This is a genomic window from Bacillus sp. AFS041924 (assembly GCF_002577195.1).
In the GTDB taxonomy this organism is placed as follows: domain Bacteria; phylum Bacillota; class Bacilli; order Bacillales; family Bacillaceae_G; genus Gottfriedia.
Map to the genome: position 1 here is coordinate 68519 of NZ_NULG01000025.1, position 18181 is coordinate 86699.

General features: G+C 34.4%; 13 protein-coding genes. All 13 read right to left on the reverse strand.

Going from position 1 to position 18181, the window contains the following annotated elements:
• Entirely contained in the window at positions 1-438 is a 438-nt protein-coding gene (locus tag COC46_RS09105; protein ID WP_098809400.1) for a PTS mannitol transporter subunit IIA, read from the reverse strand.
• Positions 439-449: 11 nt separating this feature from the next.
• The gene (locus tag COC46_RS09110; protein ID WP_098809401.1) at positions 450-2552 is read right to left on the reverse strand and encodes a BglG family transcription antiterminator; all 2103 of its coding nucleotides are present in this window, start codon (positions 2550-2552) and stop codon (positions 450-452) included.
• 21 nt (positions 2553-2573) lie between these two features.
• Positions 2574-3938, reverse strand: coding sequence for a PTS mannitol transporter subunit IIBC (locus tag COC46_RS09115; protein ID WP_369700040.1), 1365 nt, complete (start codon positions 3936-3938; stop codon positions 2574-2576).
• A 412-nt stretch (positions 3939-4350) separates the two neighbouring features.
• Positions 4351-5544 carry a PDZ domain-containing protein gene (locus COC46_RS09120; RefSeq protein ID WP_098809403.1) on the reverse strand — a complete coding sequence of 398 codons (1194 nt, stop codon included), beginning with the start codon at positions 5542-5544 and terminating at the stop codon, positions 4351-4353.
• A 278-nt stretch (positions 5545-5822) separates the two neighbouring features.
• Complete coding sequence (locus tag COC46_RS09125) at positions 5823-7256, reverse strand: S41 family peptidase (RefSeq protein ID WP_098809404.1); 1434 nt, start codon at positions 7254-7256, stop codon at positions 5823-5825.
• A 179-nt stretch (positions 7257-7435) separates the two neighbouring features.
• Positions 7436-8899, reverse strand: a complete 1464-nt coding sequence (locus COC46_RS09130) for a catalase (protein WP_098809405.1) — start codon at positions 8897-8899, stop codon at positions 7436-7438.
• Between the two features lie 298 nt (positions 8900-9197).
• Entirely contained in the window at positions 9198-10544 is a 1347-nt protein-coding gene (locus tag COC46_RS09135) for a murein hydrolase activator EnvC family protein (protein ID WP_098809406.1), read from the reverse strand.
• Between the two features lie 135 nt (positions 10545-10679).
• Entirely contained in the window at positions 10680-11573 is an 894-nt protein-coding gene (ftsX, locus tag COC46_RS09140; RefSeq protein ID WP_098809407.1) for a permease-like cell division protein FtsX, read from the reverse strand.
• Positions 11563-12249: a cell division ATP-binding protein FtsE gene (gene ftsE / locus COC46_RS09145; RefSeq protein WP_098809408.1), complete on the reverse strand. Its 687-nt coding sequence runs from the start codon at positions 12247-12249 to the stop codon at positions 11563-11565. Before ftsE ends, ftsX begins: the two co-directional genes overlap by 11 nt.
• 518 nt (positions 12250-12767) lie before the next feature.
• Positions 12768-13100, reverse strand: a complete 333-nt coding sequence (gene cccB / locus COC46_RS09150) for a cytochrome c551 (protein WP_369700037.1) — start codon at positions 13098-13100, stop codon at positions 12768-12770.
• A gap of 67 nt (positions 13101-13167) precedes the next feature.
• On the reverse strand, positions 13168-14046 hold the full coding sequence (locus COC46_RS09155; protein WP_098809409.1) for a YitT family protein: 879 nt from the start codon (positions 14044-14046) through the stop codon (positions 13168-13170).
• Between the two features lie 376 nt (positions 14047-14422).
• A protein-coding gene (prfB, locus tag COC46_RS09160) for a peptide chain release factor 2 (protein WP_098809410.1) occupies positions 14423-15521 on the reverse strand; the annotation gives its coding sequence in 2 pieces (ribosomal slippage) (positions 14423-15448 and positions 15450-15521; 1098 coding nt in all).
• Positions 15522-15661: 140 nt separating this feature from the next.
• Positions 15662-18175 (reverse strand): preprotein translocase subunit SecA, encoded by a 2514-nt coding sequence (gene secA, locus COC46_RS09165; protein ID WP_098809411.1) that lies wholly within the window; start codon positions 18173-18175, stop codon positions 15662-15664.
• Positions 18176-18181: the final 6 nt, after the last annotated feature.

Here is an 18181-nt window from a genome sequence, read left to right on the forward strand (position 1 = left end):
TTAGTCCACCTCACTAAACAATGAGATTAGTTGCTGTTTGGATGTAGCTGCGACCAATTTATGTACATTTTCTTCCTCTGAACAAAGGATTGCAATTTGAGATAATAGATCAAGATGCTCATTATCTTTACCCGCTATACCAAAAATAACTTTTACAATATTTCCATTTCCAAAATCCACTCCATTAGGTACTTGAAGAATCGATATACCAGAAGAAATGACCTCTTGCTTTGACTCCTCCGTTCCGTGTGGAATCGCAATGAAGTTCCCCATATAAGTTGTTAAAGACTCTTCTCTTTCAATCATTTTCTCAATATAATTTCCTTTTACATATCCGTTTTTTACTAGAACACTTCCCGCTAAACGAATAGCTTCCTCTTTTGTTTTTGCCTCTACATTTAATAAAATATTATCTATTGGTAATACTGTCTGAATCATTTATTAATCCCTCAATTCTTAAATTTTTTCTGTAAATTTCCATATAATGCATAGCTTAATTTATTATAAATACCCGTATAGTTATTCGATGTAAAAATTCGCGTTGATTCTTCGTCCTCAATTATTGTTGAACTAATTGTACTCAATACCTCTAATTGACCCGTCTGTAGTTCAATTGGAGCGAGTAATAAAAGTAGCGTATTTATTTTTACTGCAGATTGATCCATAGCTTTTACTACCATCGATTCATGAAGCATAAAGGATAAGAATACTGGTTGCATGACATATTCTGAACGACAATGGTACAATGCAATGCTAGTTCCGGGTATCCCTAGGCCACCCTTCTTTTCTCTTTCAGTTAGTTGATTTGTTACCTCAAAATAGTCTCCTATTAATCCCCTAGCGTTCGCTTGTTTGCATACTTCCAATAACAAAATTGATGAGGTTGGAATAAACAGTAAAGGAATCGCTTCAAATGTATTCAAAATATGAAGTACAGTCTCTGAATATTGATGAACTACTTCTAAATTTTGTTTAATTGATTCTGGCGTTTCTAGTTTGATCTGCTTTTGCAACTTTTTACTATGAAGCTTTCTTAATCGTGATGCCTCTGTTGTAAGTGAATTACGTTTTATGTCCTCACGGATTTTCTCCGCTTCTTCCTTTGGCAATAAGGGATTCACAGTAATATACTTTTTTGAAAATCCTGGCATTTCAACTGTAGATAAAATAATGTCATACTGTTCAAATTGAATATTCTTTAAGTTTGCTAATGACGAAACTTCGATCTCGGTAATTTCTTTTATCTCTTTTTTAATTCGACTTGCTAACATTTTAGAAGAGCCAATTCCACTCGAACATAATACAAGCGCTCTAACTTCTTTACTGTTCTCATAGATTACTTGGGATGAACCAAAGTGTAGTACTAGATAAGCGACTTCCTCATTCGGAAAAACAATCGATGGAAAAGCTACTTTTAACCCTTCTTGAATGATCTTAAATAGCGCAGGATAATCCTCTTGAATTTGACTTACCAAAGGATTATTAGCATCTAGTTTTTTTTGAATTCGATAAATTGCTGGCTCAATATGAGTAATTAACCCTTCAAATAAGGCCTGATCTTCTTCAAAATTTATTTCAAGTTCTTTTGATACAAGATTAATTAACTTTTTTGACCCTACTACGATTTCTGTACTACTTTCTTTAAACCAATCATTTTTCTCCTGACGTTGCCTTGCACCTAATAAATGCATTGTAATATATCCTTTTTCAGCAGTCGGGATCTTAACTTTAAACACTTCTTCTAATTCTTGAACAATCTGGTCTGCAATCGTAAATTCCTTAGTGATACTTAACTCCTCAAGAACAACTTCATCCATTTTTATTAATTCGCCTTGAATAATTCTTTCGATGGCTAAAGATAAGTGAATGGTAAATGTCATAAATGCACTATCAGCCAGAGAGTAAGGTAATCGTTGTTCAATATCTCGAATCATTTTTCCAATCATGGTGAGTTTTTCTAGTTTTATAATTTCTAATAAACCATTTGAGAGACTATTCTTTGTCTCATATTCATCTTCCATAACGGATAAAAACTCATATTCATTTAATTGCTGAGCGATCAAATGTCCTAAGACTTTTCTTTTTTTTCTTTCCGAGCCTAGTAGGGCAATACCATACCCTTTCTTTCTTATCAGATCTAAATCAAAGTCCTTCAACCACTCTTCTACTTTATTAAGATCATTACTAACAGTTGCAACAGTAACGTGTAAATCATTTGCTAGTGCGCTTAGTTTAATAGATTTCGGTTCTTTCAATAAGGAACATAGAATTAACTCTTGTCTTTCTTTTTGAGTAAATTCCTGCCCACTTTTTAAGATTGCTATTTGAAGCTCATTTTTTTGCTCAGGTGACCCTTCAATATACATTCCGGAGCCTAAAACTTTTTTTAATAAAAGATTATGAGTACTAACAATGCTTTCGATTCCTTTTAGTTCTCGTTGCACAGTTCGGCCACTAACATTTAGATTCCCAGCAATTTCTTGGACATTCATGCCATTCGGATTTTCCAACAACAAACTAATGATTTCTCTTTCTCTTGCTGATATATACATATATACCTCTTTAAAATTTTATTATTTTATTAAAGAGTTCACTAATTCATCATACTTTGGACTGTTTAAGAAGTTTTCCACTGAGATATGAACCGCATTTGGTACTTTTGCTTTTGCTCGATCAGTTAGATCCTTATGAGTTATGACAACATCTACATCATTTGGCAAATTATTAATTGCTACATTCGTAACTTCTAACTCTATGCCTGCTGTTTTCACCTTTTTTCGTAAGATTGATGCTCCCATTGCACTAGATCCCATACCTGCATCACAGGCAAAAATAATCTTCTTCACTTCTTTATCAATACCAAGAGAACTAGCCACTTCTTTTTCAGTCTGTAATAAACTAGCTACTTTACTTTCTTTCCCTTTTAATTCTTGCGTTTTCTGAGCTGCTCTTTCTAAATCCCCATCGGAAGCAACTGACTTAGATGATTTTAAAACTACCGCTGAAACAATAAATGAAACAGCCGTCGCAACTAATACTCCCGCTAGAATTGGTAAGTATCCACCTTTAGGAGCCATTGCTAATATTGCAATAATACTACCTGGAGAAGCTGCTGCTACTAGTCCTGCGCCTAAAATATTAAAAGTAAATGTACCCGCTACACCACCAGCGATAACCGATAAGATTAATAGAGGTCTCATTAAAATATACGGGAAGTAAATTTCATGAATCCCACCTAAGAAATGAATAATTACTGCCCCTGGTGCTGTTTGTTTAGCTGTACCTTTTCCAAATATTGTATATGCTAATAATACGCCTAAGCCTGGTCCTGGATTCGCTTCAAGTAAGAATAATAGTGACTTGCCAGCTGATTTTGCTTGTTCAAGACCAATTGGACTTAAAATTCCATGGTTAATTGCATTGTTTAAAAATAAGATTTTTGCCGGTTCAATAAATAGGTTAGCTAGTGGAATGACGTTTGCTTTTATCATCATGTCTACGCCACTAGTTAATAGTTCAGTTAATGTAAATACTACTGGATTAACACCAACTAACCCAATTATCACTAAAATAGCTCCTAAAATACCCGCTGAGAAATTATTAACTAACATCTCAAATCCTGACTTAACTTTTCCTTGTATAGCCTGGTCAAATTTCTTAATAGCCAAACCACCAAGTGGTCCCATGATCATAGCTCCTAGGAACATCGGCATCTCTGCACCAACAATTACTCCCATTGTTGCAATAGCCCCAACAACTCCACCTCGAATATCATGCACCATTCTTCCACCAGTAAAACCAATTAAAAGTGGTAATAAATAAGTAATCATTGGACTTACTAAAACTGCTAATTTAGCATTAGGTATCCATCCTGTTGGTATAAATAGTGCTGTTATTAATCCCCATGCTATAAAAGCTCCAATATTGGGCATTACCATGCCACTTAGAAAGCTACCAAAGCGTTGAATTTTTACTTTTATATTATTATTTTTATCTGTATTCAAATTTTCCCCTCCCCTATAAAGCTTATATACAAATGATAAAACGCTTACAGTACCAATACAATGAAATGAATATTGGTATTTGTCACCTAGTAACGTGACAAATTTAAAAGAGGACTTAGCTATTTCCTAACTTCCTACTTTTAATAGAATGCTAGATTTCCCCTAACCGAGCAATAGGTCTCTTATCACTCCTAAAAACATGACATTCCACCTATCTAATAATTACTACTGAAGACTCACAACTTAAGCCCTAACTGACTTAATATTTAAGAAAAACAAATAAAAAAAGGAACCTATTCAAAGTATGAATAGGTTCCTTTTAATTTTAGTGCGTAGGGTTTTTCCCTTAGCCAACCTGACCACTATATTTAGATTCTTCTTCTGGAAATAAGAATCCTAGCTCATGGTGTTCACCTTCATAGACAGAAGATTGGGCAATACGGATCTCCGAATTAAAATCAATTACTTCCAATTTACAGTACGCACGATTAATTTGTAGTGCTTCATAAAATTCATTAACTGTTGAGACGCTTTGTCCATTTACTTTTGTAATGCTCTCGCCAACCTTAATGTTCATTTTATCTGCAACAGAGTTTGGTAATATTCCTAGTACAATAAGGCCTTTTGATTTAACAGTAAAGTATGATGGTGTATTACTATCTTTATTTTTATGAATATAGTTAATAGCTTCTCTTCCTACTACAGCAATCGCAACAGCTATAAATGCAATAAATCCAATAAAACAACTTAAGATTCCACCTAAACAAACGATAATTGCTAAAGAAACGATTTGTTTACCGACAAGCTTAATTGATTCTTTTGGAAGCATTCCTTGAATTAGTTGGTAAAATCCAATTCCAAATGGTACACAAAGAATTGAATAGCCACTATTACCTAATGCAAGTGTAGGCCACCATGAATAATCGCTAATAATCGAACCATTCGGTATTAATAAGAATAAAGGTACCATCCATAATCTATTTGCCTCATGTGCCCCTACTCTTTTTCCACGTTTACTCTCAATAAATAAAGGAGTTGTATGATTTGCAGCGTTTCGCTGAACTAATATCCCTTCAGCCAGTAACAATAAGGCTAATAGAATTGTTATAGCAGGAAGCATTGCATTCATATCATTTGGAACAAAATTTTTCAATAAAGGTAACGAGTCTTGACCTCTATTCAATAAAGGAAGAGCTACTAATGCTAATCCAATAAGATAAGCCGGTGACATCCACCTGAATTGTAAAAGGAGTGCACAAATGATCGTTAATACACCTAGTAAATAAACCATTTCGATTGGAATACTAATTCCAGCTACCAAAGATACTACTGAAAGAATTAAACCAATAAATAATCCATACCCTATTGAAGTCTTCCACTCGAAAGTTACATTAAAATTTCGGACAGAAAAATGCTTACGCTCCCTTTTTACACGTAAATTGCCGCAGAAAATTGATGCGATAAAAAATATATAAGTAAATGGATTTAAAAATAGCTTACCTAATCCAACTAAGAGTTCAGAAAACAAATTTGACCACATAACACTCACCACCTTTTATATTAATAGATTGATATACTTATGTTATCGGTTTATTGATCGTTTTTCAAAGAGAATATGTTAAAACACAATAAAAAAGCACACTTCTACATAAAGTGTACTTTCGACATCCCAATTTAAAACTCCTGCATAGATTGTAATTTTGAATCTATTTCCCGGGAATTATGTCAAATGAGGACGAAATAAAATTCGTCCTCTTAGTCCAAAAATCAAATTATTGGGCTTTAACTACGAATTAACCTCGTCCTTTTAACTTATTATTATTGAGCTACCATGTCTAAAGCTTTTTCTAACTGAAGATCATTCTTTTCATCTTTAATTTTATCAATTAACGAAGATTCAAGTTTTTCTGAAGTTAATGGATCTATTTTTCCGTTAATTGTGATTCCAACAGCTTCTTGATAGTGCTTAACTGCGGTCTCTGTTTGCTTGCTGAAATATCCATCTTGACGTCCTGGATCATATCCTAAACCTTTTAACATAATTTGAGCTTGTTTAATATTTTCATCATTGTCATCAAATTTAAATGTTTTCTTTTTATCAATTGGTGTTGCGTAGAAATAATCAGGCTGTTTTACAGCAACATCTGGTTTAATACCTTTTTTATGAATCCAAGTACCATCTGGAGTTAACCACTTAAACTGTGTTAACTTAATATTGCTTCCATCTTTGAAATCTAATGTAGATTGTACAGTACCTTTACCATATGATTTCTCTCCAACCAATTCATAATTTCCTGCTTCACTTAATGCCGCTGCCAAAATTTCAGCTGCTGATGCACTTCCTTTATCAATCAATACATCAATTGGATATGGTTTCGCTTTCGTTAACTTAGTGTAGTACTTTTCACGTTGGCCATTTCTATTTTCAACTTGTAAATATGGTTCATTTTTTACAACTAATTCTTCTAAAACGCCCTCAACAGCTTGCAAGTAACCACCAGGATTTCCTCGAACGTCAATTGTTAGACCTTGGATATTTTGATCCTCTACCTTTTTCAACTCTTTCTTAAACTCATCAGCCGTTTTTTCATTGAATGAAGTAATATGAATATAGCCAATTTTTTCGTTGTTTACATCTTTCACTGAACTAAACACTGTATACATCGGAATATCATCGCGTTTAATTGTAAATTTAATTGGGTCTGGAACTCCTGGACGTTGTACTTCAATCGTTACATTTGTTCCCTTTTTACCACGGATTTTTAATACCGCATCATATTGAGATAAACCTTTTACGCTTTTACCATCAACTGATAAAATTTCATCCTTTGGTTTCAGTCCAGCTTTTTCTGCAGGAGAATTTTTAATCGGAGATACAATAATTAATTTTTCTCCATCTTTAGAAACTTCCGCTCCAATTCCTTGGAAAGATGAACCTAATGATTCATGGAATTGTTTAGCTGTCTTTCCATCCATATAAGTAGAGAATGGATCATCTAAAGTTGTAACCATCCCTTGGATTGCGCCTTCAGTTAATTTATCAGGATCGATTTTTTTCACATATTGATTAGCAATAATTTCATAAGCCTTTTGTATTTTAGCAATATTTTGATCTTCAGAAGCTTTTATTTCTTTACTCTCTGATAACTTCGAAACAATCGTACTTGTACCATCATTAAATGCAAATGTACCTACCCCCATACCAACAACAAATGTTGCTGTTGCAAGTAGAGCCGTTGTTTTACGATTCATACAGAACCTCCTATTTTTCGTTCACTTTAGAACGTACCAATCTATTAAATAGTGTATGTAGCCGAAAAAGCATCACACAGACGTGCGATGCTATTTCTGTTCTATTATATGATAAGCCTGTATCACTTATGTTTGCAAGTAGAACACAATTTAATAAATTTTTATTAGAAGAGTTTAATTTATTTCGGAAGATGTTGCAAGTATGGACTTAAATCAATCCCTAACTTACTTGCCAGTCTCTCACCTAAGTTTGCGTCTGCACGATAGAAGTTACAAACTGCACGAAGCTTAATTTTTTCATCCACGTCACAAATATCCGCGCTAATATTTTTAATTACAGCATCCTGCTCCGCTTTACTATATCTATTCCATACTTCTCCAGCTTGCCCGAAGTCATTTGTTTTTTCAATTTTTTTACGCTCAGAAACACCATTTAATGGCTGAGCTACTTCAACATAGTCAGTATCTTCTTTTGGAGTATCTGAATGGCTATTTGGCTCGAAATTAATCTGGTGTGTTTGCTGACCAATAGGCATATGACCATCACGTTGGCCATTTGCTACTTTAGCAAATGGGCAATTAATAGGAAGTTGCATGTAATTTGCTCCAATTCGATATCTTTGTGTATCTGAATAAGAGAATAGTCTACCTTGCAATAACTTATCTTCAGAAGGTAGCATACCGGGGACTAACACTCCAGGATTAAATCCAACTGATTCTGTTTCAGCAAATACGTTTTCTGGGTTTCGATTTAAGATCATCGTTCCAACAAATTGACGAGGAATCACATCTTCAAACCAATCTTTTGTAGGGTCTAATGGATCAAAATCGAAATCATCCATATCTGCTGGATTTAATACTTGAACATATAAATCCCACTCAGGAAAATCTCCGTTTTCAATTGAATCATATAAATCACGGCTTGCGTGGTTAAAATCCTTACTTTGAACTTCACTAGCTTCTTCCATTGAAAGATTTTCAATCCCCTGTTTTGGTACCCAACGAAGTTTTATATATACAGTATTCCCATATTCGTTTACCCATTTATATGCGTGAACACTTGAACCTCTCATTTGACGATAGTTCGCTGGAATACCTTCATCAGAGAAAACATGTAATAACATATTTGTTGACTCAGGCGTTAGTGACATAAAATCCCAATATCGATTAGGTGTCTGTAAATTTGTTCTTGGATCTGGTTTTAATGAATGAACCATATCAGGGAATTTCATTGCATCACGAATAAAGAATATTGGTAGATTATTACCGACAAAGTCATAGTTCCCATCTTCAGTATAGAATTTTACAGCAAATCCCCTGGGGTCACGCAGTGTTTCAGGAGAATGCATGCCATGAATAACTGTTGAGAAACGAGCAAATACTGGTGTTCTTGTATCAGCATCTTGTAGAAATTTAGCTTTCGTGTATTTTTTCATACTATTTTTAGTGATGAAAATACCATATGCCCCAGCTCCACGTGCATGTACAACACGTTCAGGTACTCTTTCACGATCAAAATGAGCTAGTTTTTCAATTAATTGATAATCCTCTAATAAAGTTGGACCTCTACGTCCTGCAGTAAGTGAATTTTGATTATCGCCAATTGGCACGCCTTGATTTGTTGTTAATCGGTTATTTGTCATTTCATATCTCCTTATTTATAATTATTATAATCTAGTAATAATTATATAATAAGGTAACTTATAATGAAAATCAATATCAAATTATAATTATTATAAACTAGTAATTATTTTATTTTACTAAATAAAATCCATAAAGAATATTGTTACCTCTATGGACCTTCTGATGTGCGATATTGGTATTTTCAATCGTGAATTTCCATTTTTAATTGCGCTTCTTCTTTTTTATTTCCGGTAGCCATATTTATTTGAGAGAAATAAAAAAACCTATCCCAACTATTCAGGATAGGTTATTAATAAATTAAAAATTAATATATTTCATAGGATCTACTGCATTTGTTTTACCATAGTTCCATTCACCTTTATGTAGTTCAAAGTGTAAATGTTGTCCAGTAGAATGCCCTGTATTCCCCATATAACCAATTTGCATACCTTTGGAAACAGATTGTCCAGTTGATACGTTGAAACTAGCTAAATGAGCATATACTGTTGTCCATACTTGTCCATCTATATTATGAGTAATGAATACACAATTACCATAAGAAGATGAAACATAGGCACGGATTACAACTCCATCACCTGCTGATACAACTGGTACGGTACCTGCTGAGGCAATATCGATACCTTCATGGAATTCTCCGCCCTCAAATGAGCGTTGTCCGAACCCAGAAGAAATATAACCGTTTGCTGGTCTTGTAAAGTTACCGCTAGACACAGATGGAGTATTATCAGAACCACTTGAACTAGTAGAACTTCCAGATCCACTTGAATGGTTTGAACTTGTAGATGGCTTGCTTTTCGCTTTTGCAGCCTCTGCCTGACGCTTTGCAGCTTCCGCTTTACGTTTTGCCTCTGCAGCAGCTCTTTCTACAGCTTGCTTCTTAGCAATTTCAAGCGCTTTTTGCATTGCGGCTTGTTGACCTGCTAAGATTTGATCTTGTTCAGCTAAGTCTAAAGCATCTTCATGAGCTTCACTTTCTTGTTCTTTTAAGGAAGCCATTAATTTGTTCTTTTTGCTTAATTGTCTTTCAAGCTGATTTTTTAAGCTTTTTAAGTTTGTTAAATCTCTTTCCATTTTTGCTTGTTTTACAGTCAGATCATCTTTCTTATCACTAACTTCTTTTAAATCTTGGTTTTGCTGCTTAATAATGTCTTCGTCTGCCTTCATAATAGTTTGCACAGCACTCATTCGTTGAACTAAATCTCCGAAACTATTAGCTCCTAAAATGACATCTATATACGACACCATTCCCCCAGCCTTTTGAAGTGATCGCATACGGTTTTTCAATAATTCTTGACGAGACTGTATACGTTCTTCAATAAACTTAATTTCTTCCTTTAGTTTTGAAATTTGCTTTTTCCCATCGCTAACTGCATCTTCCGTTTGGTTAACTTTTTGCTTAGTTACTTTCATTCGAGCATCAAGTTCTTCAAGCTCTGCAACAACTTCTCTTTGGTCATGCTTTATATCCGCAAGTTTGTTGTTAGTTGCATCTGTCTTCTCCTTAACCTCACTACGTTTCTCTTTGATGCGGTTAATTTCAGATTGGTATCTACTTTCAGCAAAAGAAACGGAAGGGATAGCACCGATGACGAAAGTACTAGATAACATAATCGTTATTACTTTCGATGATGTTCTCTTGTTCATCTAAGATCCCTCCTTATATGTATATAGAAAAGCCCTAGTACCTGTATCAACTAAAAACTGACGTCAAATTGGGAACTAGGGCTTATCAATCGCATTACATTATTAATACAATAAAACTGTAAATGAAAATTTATCTTATTTACGTAAAAACTTACGAATTGACATAACAGAACCCCACATACCGATTACTGCACCAATACCTATTAAAATAGCAGATAACTGGTAAACAAACGGTGAAAAAGGTAGTAATGTAAACATTGTTCCTGCTAATTTCGGCATTAGCATATTATGAATGACTTTATAGCCAGTTAATAGTAGAGCAATTGGAATAACCGACCCTAACACACCTAAAAGCAAACCTTCTAATAAGAACGGCCAACGAATAAAGTTATTAGTTGCCCCTACTAATCTCATAATCTCAATTTCACGGCGTCTTGCCATGATTGTAATTTTGATTGTATTAGAGATTAAGAACATAGCAGTAAATAATAATCCAAAAATCAGTACAATACCAATGTTTCGTCCTACTGATACCGCATTAAATAATTTTTGTACTTGCTTTTTACCATAAATAACTTCGTCAATATATTTTAAGCCTTCAATTTTTTTGGCTACAGGTGCAATTTGTTCTGGAGAATCTGTTTTTACGATATAAGTATCATTTAATGGATTTTGCTGTTCAAACAATTTGAACGCTGTCCCGTCTTCTCCCATACTTTTGATTAGATTGTTTAATTCTTGATCTTTTGACGAGAACTTAACAGTCGTTACATGATCTAAATTTTGAATTTCTTCTTTCAAAGCAGCTTGCTGCTTCTTATTTGCTGTTAAATCGACTAATACACGTACTTCAACATCTTTTTCTAAAGTTGTACCGATATGGTTAACATTCAAAATGACAGTTAAAAACACGCCAACAAGCATCAAAGTAACTGCAACAGCACTGATAGATGCAAACGTCATCCAACCATTTCGTTTTAAACTGCGAAGTCCTTCTCGAACATGTCTTCTTGCAGTTCTAGCTTTCATAACCGTACACTCCTCTCGCTTGGTCGCGTACAATTTTACCAGCTTCAATTGCAATAACACGTCGCTTAATCGTATTTACAATATCTTTATTATGTGTCGCCATTACTATAGTTGTTCCACGGTCGTTGATTTCTTTAAATATATCCATAATCTCCCATGTAGTTTCTGGGTCTAGATTACCCGTTGGCTCATCGGCGATTACTACTTTTGGTTTGTTTACAATAGAACGAGCAATCGAAACACGTTGTTGTTCACCACCAGAAAGCTCTGTTGGTAAGAATCGAGCTTTATGTTTTAACTTAACAAGGTCAAGTACTTCCATTACTCTCTTCTTTATTGTTTTCGGATTTTCTTCAATAACTTCAAGTGCAAATGCAATATTTTCATAAACTGATAAAGTCGGTAACAGCTTATAGTCTTGGAAAACTACCCCTATATTTCTACGTAAAATTGGAACCTTTTTATCCTTCATATGGCTTAAATCAACACCATTAACTAAGATCGAACCTTTTGATGGTTTTTCCTCACGATACATCATTTTAATGAATGTCGACTTTCCGGCACCACTTGGCCCTACGACATACACAAATTCACCTTGGCGAATTTTTACATTAATGCCATTTACCGCAAGAACACCATTAGGATACGTCTTATAAACATCTTTTAACTCAATCATGACATTCTCCTTAATTTTTTGTTCCTTTTCTTCTATCGAACCATATAAGTTCCATTCTGGATGAAATTATACTTAACTAGTTTTGTTTTTATTATTTCGCCTGCTATTTACATATTTCGATAATTTCAGCTAAGCTCCTCTATTATAACACTTAAAAAATGTCAAAACTGATAAATTTATGTTACATTTTGATAAATAGTCAATATTAATTTAGGTCATTCCATAAGAAATTTTAACAAAAAATGGAATAAACGTAATTAAAGTGAAAAGAAACAGATCTTTTCTAATAAAAAGAAAACTTTCTGTTTAAAAACACAGTAAGTCTATGCAATGGAAAAGAATAAGAAAAACATAAGACATTAAAAGAAGTAAGGAATGACCTTTAATGGCCATCCTTACTTCTTTTTCTTTTATCTAAACCTGTCTCAAGAATAGTGAACGAAGCACCTGCTTGTCTACTTTTCCCACATTAACTTCATAGAATTTACTTCAAGATCACTTTAGATAATAAAAACATCTTACTTCTTAGTAGCGAGCCATTTCGCAATACTTTTTGCGTCGTTTCCTTGAACAACCCCACCAGGCATTGATCCTCTACCGTCATGAATAATATCTTCTATTTCCTTTTCAGAATATTTCGCTCCGACTTTTTTTAAGCTCGGCCCAACTATTCCTTCTAGCTCACCACCATGACAGCTAGCACAACTTTCTTTAAATAACTTTTCTCCATTAGCAGCCGATACTGGCTCACCTGAATCTTTATTTTTACTTGCATTATTATTATTTGAACCACATGCTGTAATCGTTAACAGCATACTACCTGTTATACAAGCAAGAAGTAGCTTTTTCACAAAAATCGCCCCTTTAAAAATCCCTTAACTATAGTCTACTACTAATAAAAGTATTTATTTTTCCTTTTTATGTCAAATTTGTGAAACCTTCTCCAAGAACTTCTGTTGCATCTACTACTGTAATAAAGGCCTGTCGGTCAATGGTTTGTACAATATCACGCAGAGAAGAAAATTCAGTTTGATCTAATACACACATTAATACTAAACGGTCTTCATTTGTATATCCGCCAACACCAGTTAGTTTAGTTACGCCACGATCTAATTCGTGTACAATTGCATTTGTTACAAGCTCCACTTCAGAAGTAATAATAAGTGCCATTTTTGATCTAGCAAGACCGATTTGAACTAAATCGATTGTTTTACTCGTAACAAAAAGTGCAATCAGTGCATACATTCCACTTTCAAGATTAAATACAATTGCAGATGTAAGTACAATTAAACCATCGATAAATGCTACACATATCCCAAGCGATAACCCAGTATATTTATGAACAATTTGAGCTGCCAAATCCGTTCCACCAGTGGATGCTTTTCCACGGAAAACGATTCCTAAGCCTAAACCAATAAATAGTCCACCAAATATAGATGCTAAAAGAGGATTATCAGTTGCAGGCTCTATATTGTATAAATCAACTAAATAAACAACTAACGGAATAAAAATGGTACCAACTAATGTTTTTACACCAAATTGACGACCCAAGAAGAATACACCTGCAATAAATAAAGGGATATTAAATGCCCATTGCACAAATGCTGGATTAAATCCCATCGTACTCTTTAGAATCGTCGAGATTCCACTTACACCACCAGAAGCAATATGATTAGGTAATAAAAACACACAAAATGTGATCGCAATAATTGCAGAACCAATTAAAACAAAGAAATACTCAAAAAACGTTTTTCCCCACCCTACAGTTAGAGCAGTTGAATATCTTACCTTTTTCAAATTTATCCCCCTCAAAATTTCTCACTTATCGAAAACTTTTCTATTTTATATCCTTATTATTGGATACTCTCTCTATTTTTTATTATGAAAAAATCAATAAGATTTAATTACACATAAACAAAATTTACTTTCTCACATTTGTCAAACAAACTAAAAATAAATATGATTCAAGTAACTCCTTCATATTAGTAAGTCAGTTCTTTACTAATCCCCAGAGAAAAAGCTCATAAGAATAACATCTTCTAGATAGAAGATGTTGTAGGCTAAATTTCACAGAAATCTGAATGGGAATGATAAAAAATACCTCTTCAGTCCCCAAAGATTAAGGCTGGTAAGAATGAAGTTTTCTCCAATCTTATCAGCCCATTTTTCAAAATTAAATTTTCGAACGTAAGTAAGCATCGATAAATGGATCAAGTCCACCATCCATTACTGCCTGTACATTACCTACTTCAGCATTTGTACGATGATCTTTAACCATTGAGTAAGGGTGGAAAACATATGAACGAATTTGACTTCCCCAACCAATTTCTTTTTGCTCTCCACGAATTTCATCTAATTGTGCTTGTTGCTCTTCTATTTTACGTTGATATAGTTTTGCCTTTAACATTTTCATTGCAGCTTCACGGTTTTTAATTTGTGAGCGTTCTGACTGACATGTAACAACTGTATTAGTTGGAACATGTGTAATTCGAACTGCTGAATCAGTTGTATTAATATGCTGACCACCAGCTCCACTTGCACGGTACGTATCAATTTTTAAATCTTCAGTACGGACCTCAATTTCAATCTCTTCATTAAATTCTGGCATAACTTCACATGAAACGAATGAAGTATGTCTACGACCAGAAGAGTCAAACGGAGAGATACGTACTAAACGATGTACACCTTTTTCCGCTTTTAAGTACCCGTATGCATTGTGCCCTTTAATTGCTAAAGTTACACTTTTAATACCAGCTTCATCACCTGGTAGGTAGTCTAATGTTTCCACTTTAAATCCACGTTTTTCAGCCCATCTTGTATACATACGTAATAACATAGAACCCCAGTCTTGTGACTCTGTTCCACCCGCTCCTGGGTGTAGTTCTAAAATTGCATTATTCTTATCATATGGTTCACTTAAAAGTAACTGAAGCTCAAAGTCATTTAACTTAACTGTTAGTACTTTCACTTCAGAAACTAATTCATCAAATAACTCTTTATCATCTTCTTCTTTAACTAATTCATAAGTTATTTCTAGGTTCTCGTAGCCTTCTTCTAAATCACTGAATTCATTGATTACTTCTTTTAAACCACTTACTTCACTAATTACTACTTGTGCTGCTTTTTGATCATCCCAAAAATTCGGCTCTGACATAAACGCTTCAAGCTCTTCTAATCTTGCTTGTTTTGTTTCGACGTCAAAGAGACCCCCTAAATGCTTGAAGGCGTTTCGCCATCTTTTCTAATTCTTGCTTTACTTCTACTAATTCCATTACTTAACACCTCGATTAAATTTTACGAACATTAAAAAGCAGGTAAAGACAAGTAGTAAAGTAAGAGTAACTTTTTGAAAGTTACTTCCAACTCCTAATACCTACTTGTCCTTGCCCCTTTTCATATAGTTTCTATTTTATTAGATTCCTTTACCGTGGCAGTTTTTATACTTCTTACCTGAGCCACAAGGACAATCTTCATTACGACCAATTTCTTCGCCTTTTACGATTGGCTTTTTCTTACCTTCACCTTCACCATCATTACTTACATGAATTGCTTCACCTTGTACAGCTTCACGCTCTACGTCAGCTTCAATTTCAGCTTTCATAATAATACGTGATACTTCTTCTTCAATAGAAGCAATCATCTCTTCAAACATTGCGAAGCCTTCCATTTGATATTCACGTAATGGATCGATTTGAGCATATGCACGTAAATGGATACCTTCACGAAGTTGATCCATTGAATCGATATGAGCCATCCACTTAGAATCAACAGTACGTAATAATACAACTTTTTCAAACTCACGCATTTGTTCAACTGGTAAAGCTACTTGTTTTTCTTCGTAACGTTCGAATACGATTTTTTGAATTAATTCAACCATTTCATCTGGTTCTATTACACGTAATTGTTCAACGGTAATTTCATCTTCATTTAATAAGTTTGCTTCTAAGAAATCAATGATTCCTTCTAAATTCCACTCTTCTTGAAGCTGCTCGTTTGGAGTATGAGCTTGAACTACTCGGTTAATAGTGCCTTCAATCATATTCTTAACGATTGGTTGTAAATCAGTTGAATCAATAACTTCAGAACGTTGAGCATAAATAACTTCACGTTGTTGACGTAAAACATCATCATATTGAAGTAATTGTTTACGAGCATCAAAGTTATTACCTTCAACACGTTTTTGTGCAGATTCAACAGCACGTGAAACCATTTTACTTTCAATCGGTTGAGAATCATCTAATCCTAAACGATCCATCATAGCTGATAAATTTTCTGAACCGAAACGGCGCATTAATTCATCTTCCATTGATAAATAGAAAGTTGTCACACCTGGGTCACCTTGACGCCCAGAACGACCACGTAACTGATTATCAATACGACGGCTCTCATGTCGCTCCGTACCAATAACAGCTAAACCACCAAGTTCACGAACACCTTCACCTAATTTAATATCTGTACCACGACCAGCCATGTTTGTCGCAATCGTAACTGCTCCACGGTGGCCAGCTAACGCGATAATATCAGCCTCACGTTCATGGTTTTTCGCATTTAATACTTCGTGTCTAATACCTTTACGTTTAAGTAGTTGAGAAATCAACTCTGAAGTCTCAATCGCAACTGTACCAACTAGAACTGGTTGCCCAGCTTTGTAGCGCTCAACGATTTCATCAACAACAGCATTAAATTTACCATTCATTGATTTATATACTAGATCCGGTTTATCTATACGAGCGATTGGGCGGTTCGTAGGAATAACAAGAACATTCATATTGTAAATATTTCGGAATTCTTCTTCCTCAGTTTTAGCTGTACCCGTCATACCAGAAAGCTTTTTGTACATACGGAAGTAGTTTTGGAAAGTAATTGTTGCAAGCGTCATACTTTCATTTTGGATTTTCAAACCTTCTTTAGCTTCGATCGCTTGGTGAAGACCTTCACTGTATCGGCGACCTTTCATTAATCGACCAGTAAATTGGTCAACGATTACAATTTCACCATCTTGCACTACATAATCTACATCATGTGTCATTGTAACATGAGCACGTAATGCCTGAGTAATATGATGATTTAAATTAACATTTTTCAAATCAAATAGATTTTCAACGCCAAAGGCTTTCTCCGCACGTGAAATACCATCTTCAGTTAATAAAACTGATTTTGTTTTTACATCATACGTATAATCTTTGTCTAACTGAAGCATGCCAACAAAAGCATTTGCCGCAATATAAGCTTGTGCAGATTGTTTCGCTTGTCCAGAAATAATTAACGGTGTACGTGCTTCGTCAATTAAGATTGAGTCAACCTCATCAATAATTGCATAGTTTAATGGACGTTGTACGCGTTGTTCTGCGTATACAACCATGTTATCACGTAAATAATCGAAACCTAATTCATTATTCGTACTATACGTAATGTCACAAGCGTATGCTTCACGCTTCTCATCAGGATCCATACTATTTAAATTTAGACCTACAGTAAGTCCTAAGAATTCATATAATTGTCCCATTTCGCGAGCATCACGACTAGCTAAGTATTCGTTTACTGTAACAACGTGAACGCCTTCGCTACTTAATGCATTTAAGTAGACTGGTAAAGTAGAAGTTAAGGTTTTACCTTCCCCAGTTTTCATTTCAGAGATATTACCTTCATGTAAAGAAATTCCACCTAATAGCTGTACTGGATATGGAGTCATACCAAGTACACGAGTAGCACCTTCACGAACTACAGCAAACGCTTCAACTAAAATATCATCAAGAGTTTCACCCTTTTGAATGCGCTCTTTAAACTCAAATGTCTTGCCTCTAAGTTCATCATCAGATAACTTTGCATACTGATCCTGTAAAGCTAATACTTGATCAACCTGTTTTTGCATTTTATTTAATTGTCGCTGATTAAGGTCAAAAACCTTTTTTATCATTCCAAGCATTCGTAA

What these genes read in the sequence shown, in the direction of transcription:
- secA (WP_098809411.1), bottom strand. Translation starts at nt 18,175, where the DNA reads ATGCTTGGAATGATAAAAAAGGTTTTTGACCTTAATCAGCGACAATTA.
- COC46_RS09110 (WP_098809401.1), bottom strand. Translation starts at nt 2,552, where the DNA reads ATGTATATATCAGCAAGAGAAAGAGAAATCATTAGTTTGTTGTTGGAA.
- COC46_RS09115 (WP_369700040.1), bottom strand. Translation starts at nt 3,938, where the DNA reads ATGGTAATGCCCAATATTGGAGCTTTTATAGCATGGGGATTAATAACA.
- ftsE (WP_098809408.1), bottom strand. Translation starts at nt 12,249, where the DNA reads ATGATTGAGTTAAAAGATGTTTATAAGACGTATCCTAATGGTGTTCTT.
- ftsX (WP_098809407.1), bottom strand. Translation starts at nt 11,573, where the DNA reads ATGAAAGCTAGAACTGCAAGAAGACATGTTCGAGAAGGACTTCGCAGT.
- COC46_RS09130 (WP_098809405.1), bottom strand. Translation starts at nt 8,899, where the DNA reads ATGACAAATAACCGATTAACAACAAATCAAGGCGTGCCAATTGGCGAT.
- COC46_RS09125 (WP_098809404.1), bottom strand. Translation starts at nt 7,256, where the DNA reads ATGAATCGTAAAACAACGGCTCTACTTGCAACAGCAACATTTGTTGTT.
- COC46_RS09105 (WP_098809400.1), bottom strand. Translation starts at nt 438, where the DNA reads ATGATTCAGACAGTATTACCAATAGATAATATTTTATTAAATGTAGAG.
- COC46_RS09135 (WP_098809406.1), bottom strand. Translation starts at nt 10,544, where the DNA reads ATGAACAAGAGAACATCATCGAAAGTAATAACGATTATGTTATCTAGT.
- COC46_RS09120 (WP_098809403.1), bottom strand. Translation starts at nt 5,544, where the DNA reads ATGTGGTCAAATTTGTTTTCTGAACTCTTAGTTGGATTAGGTAAGCTA.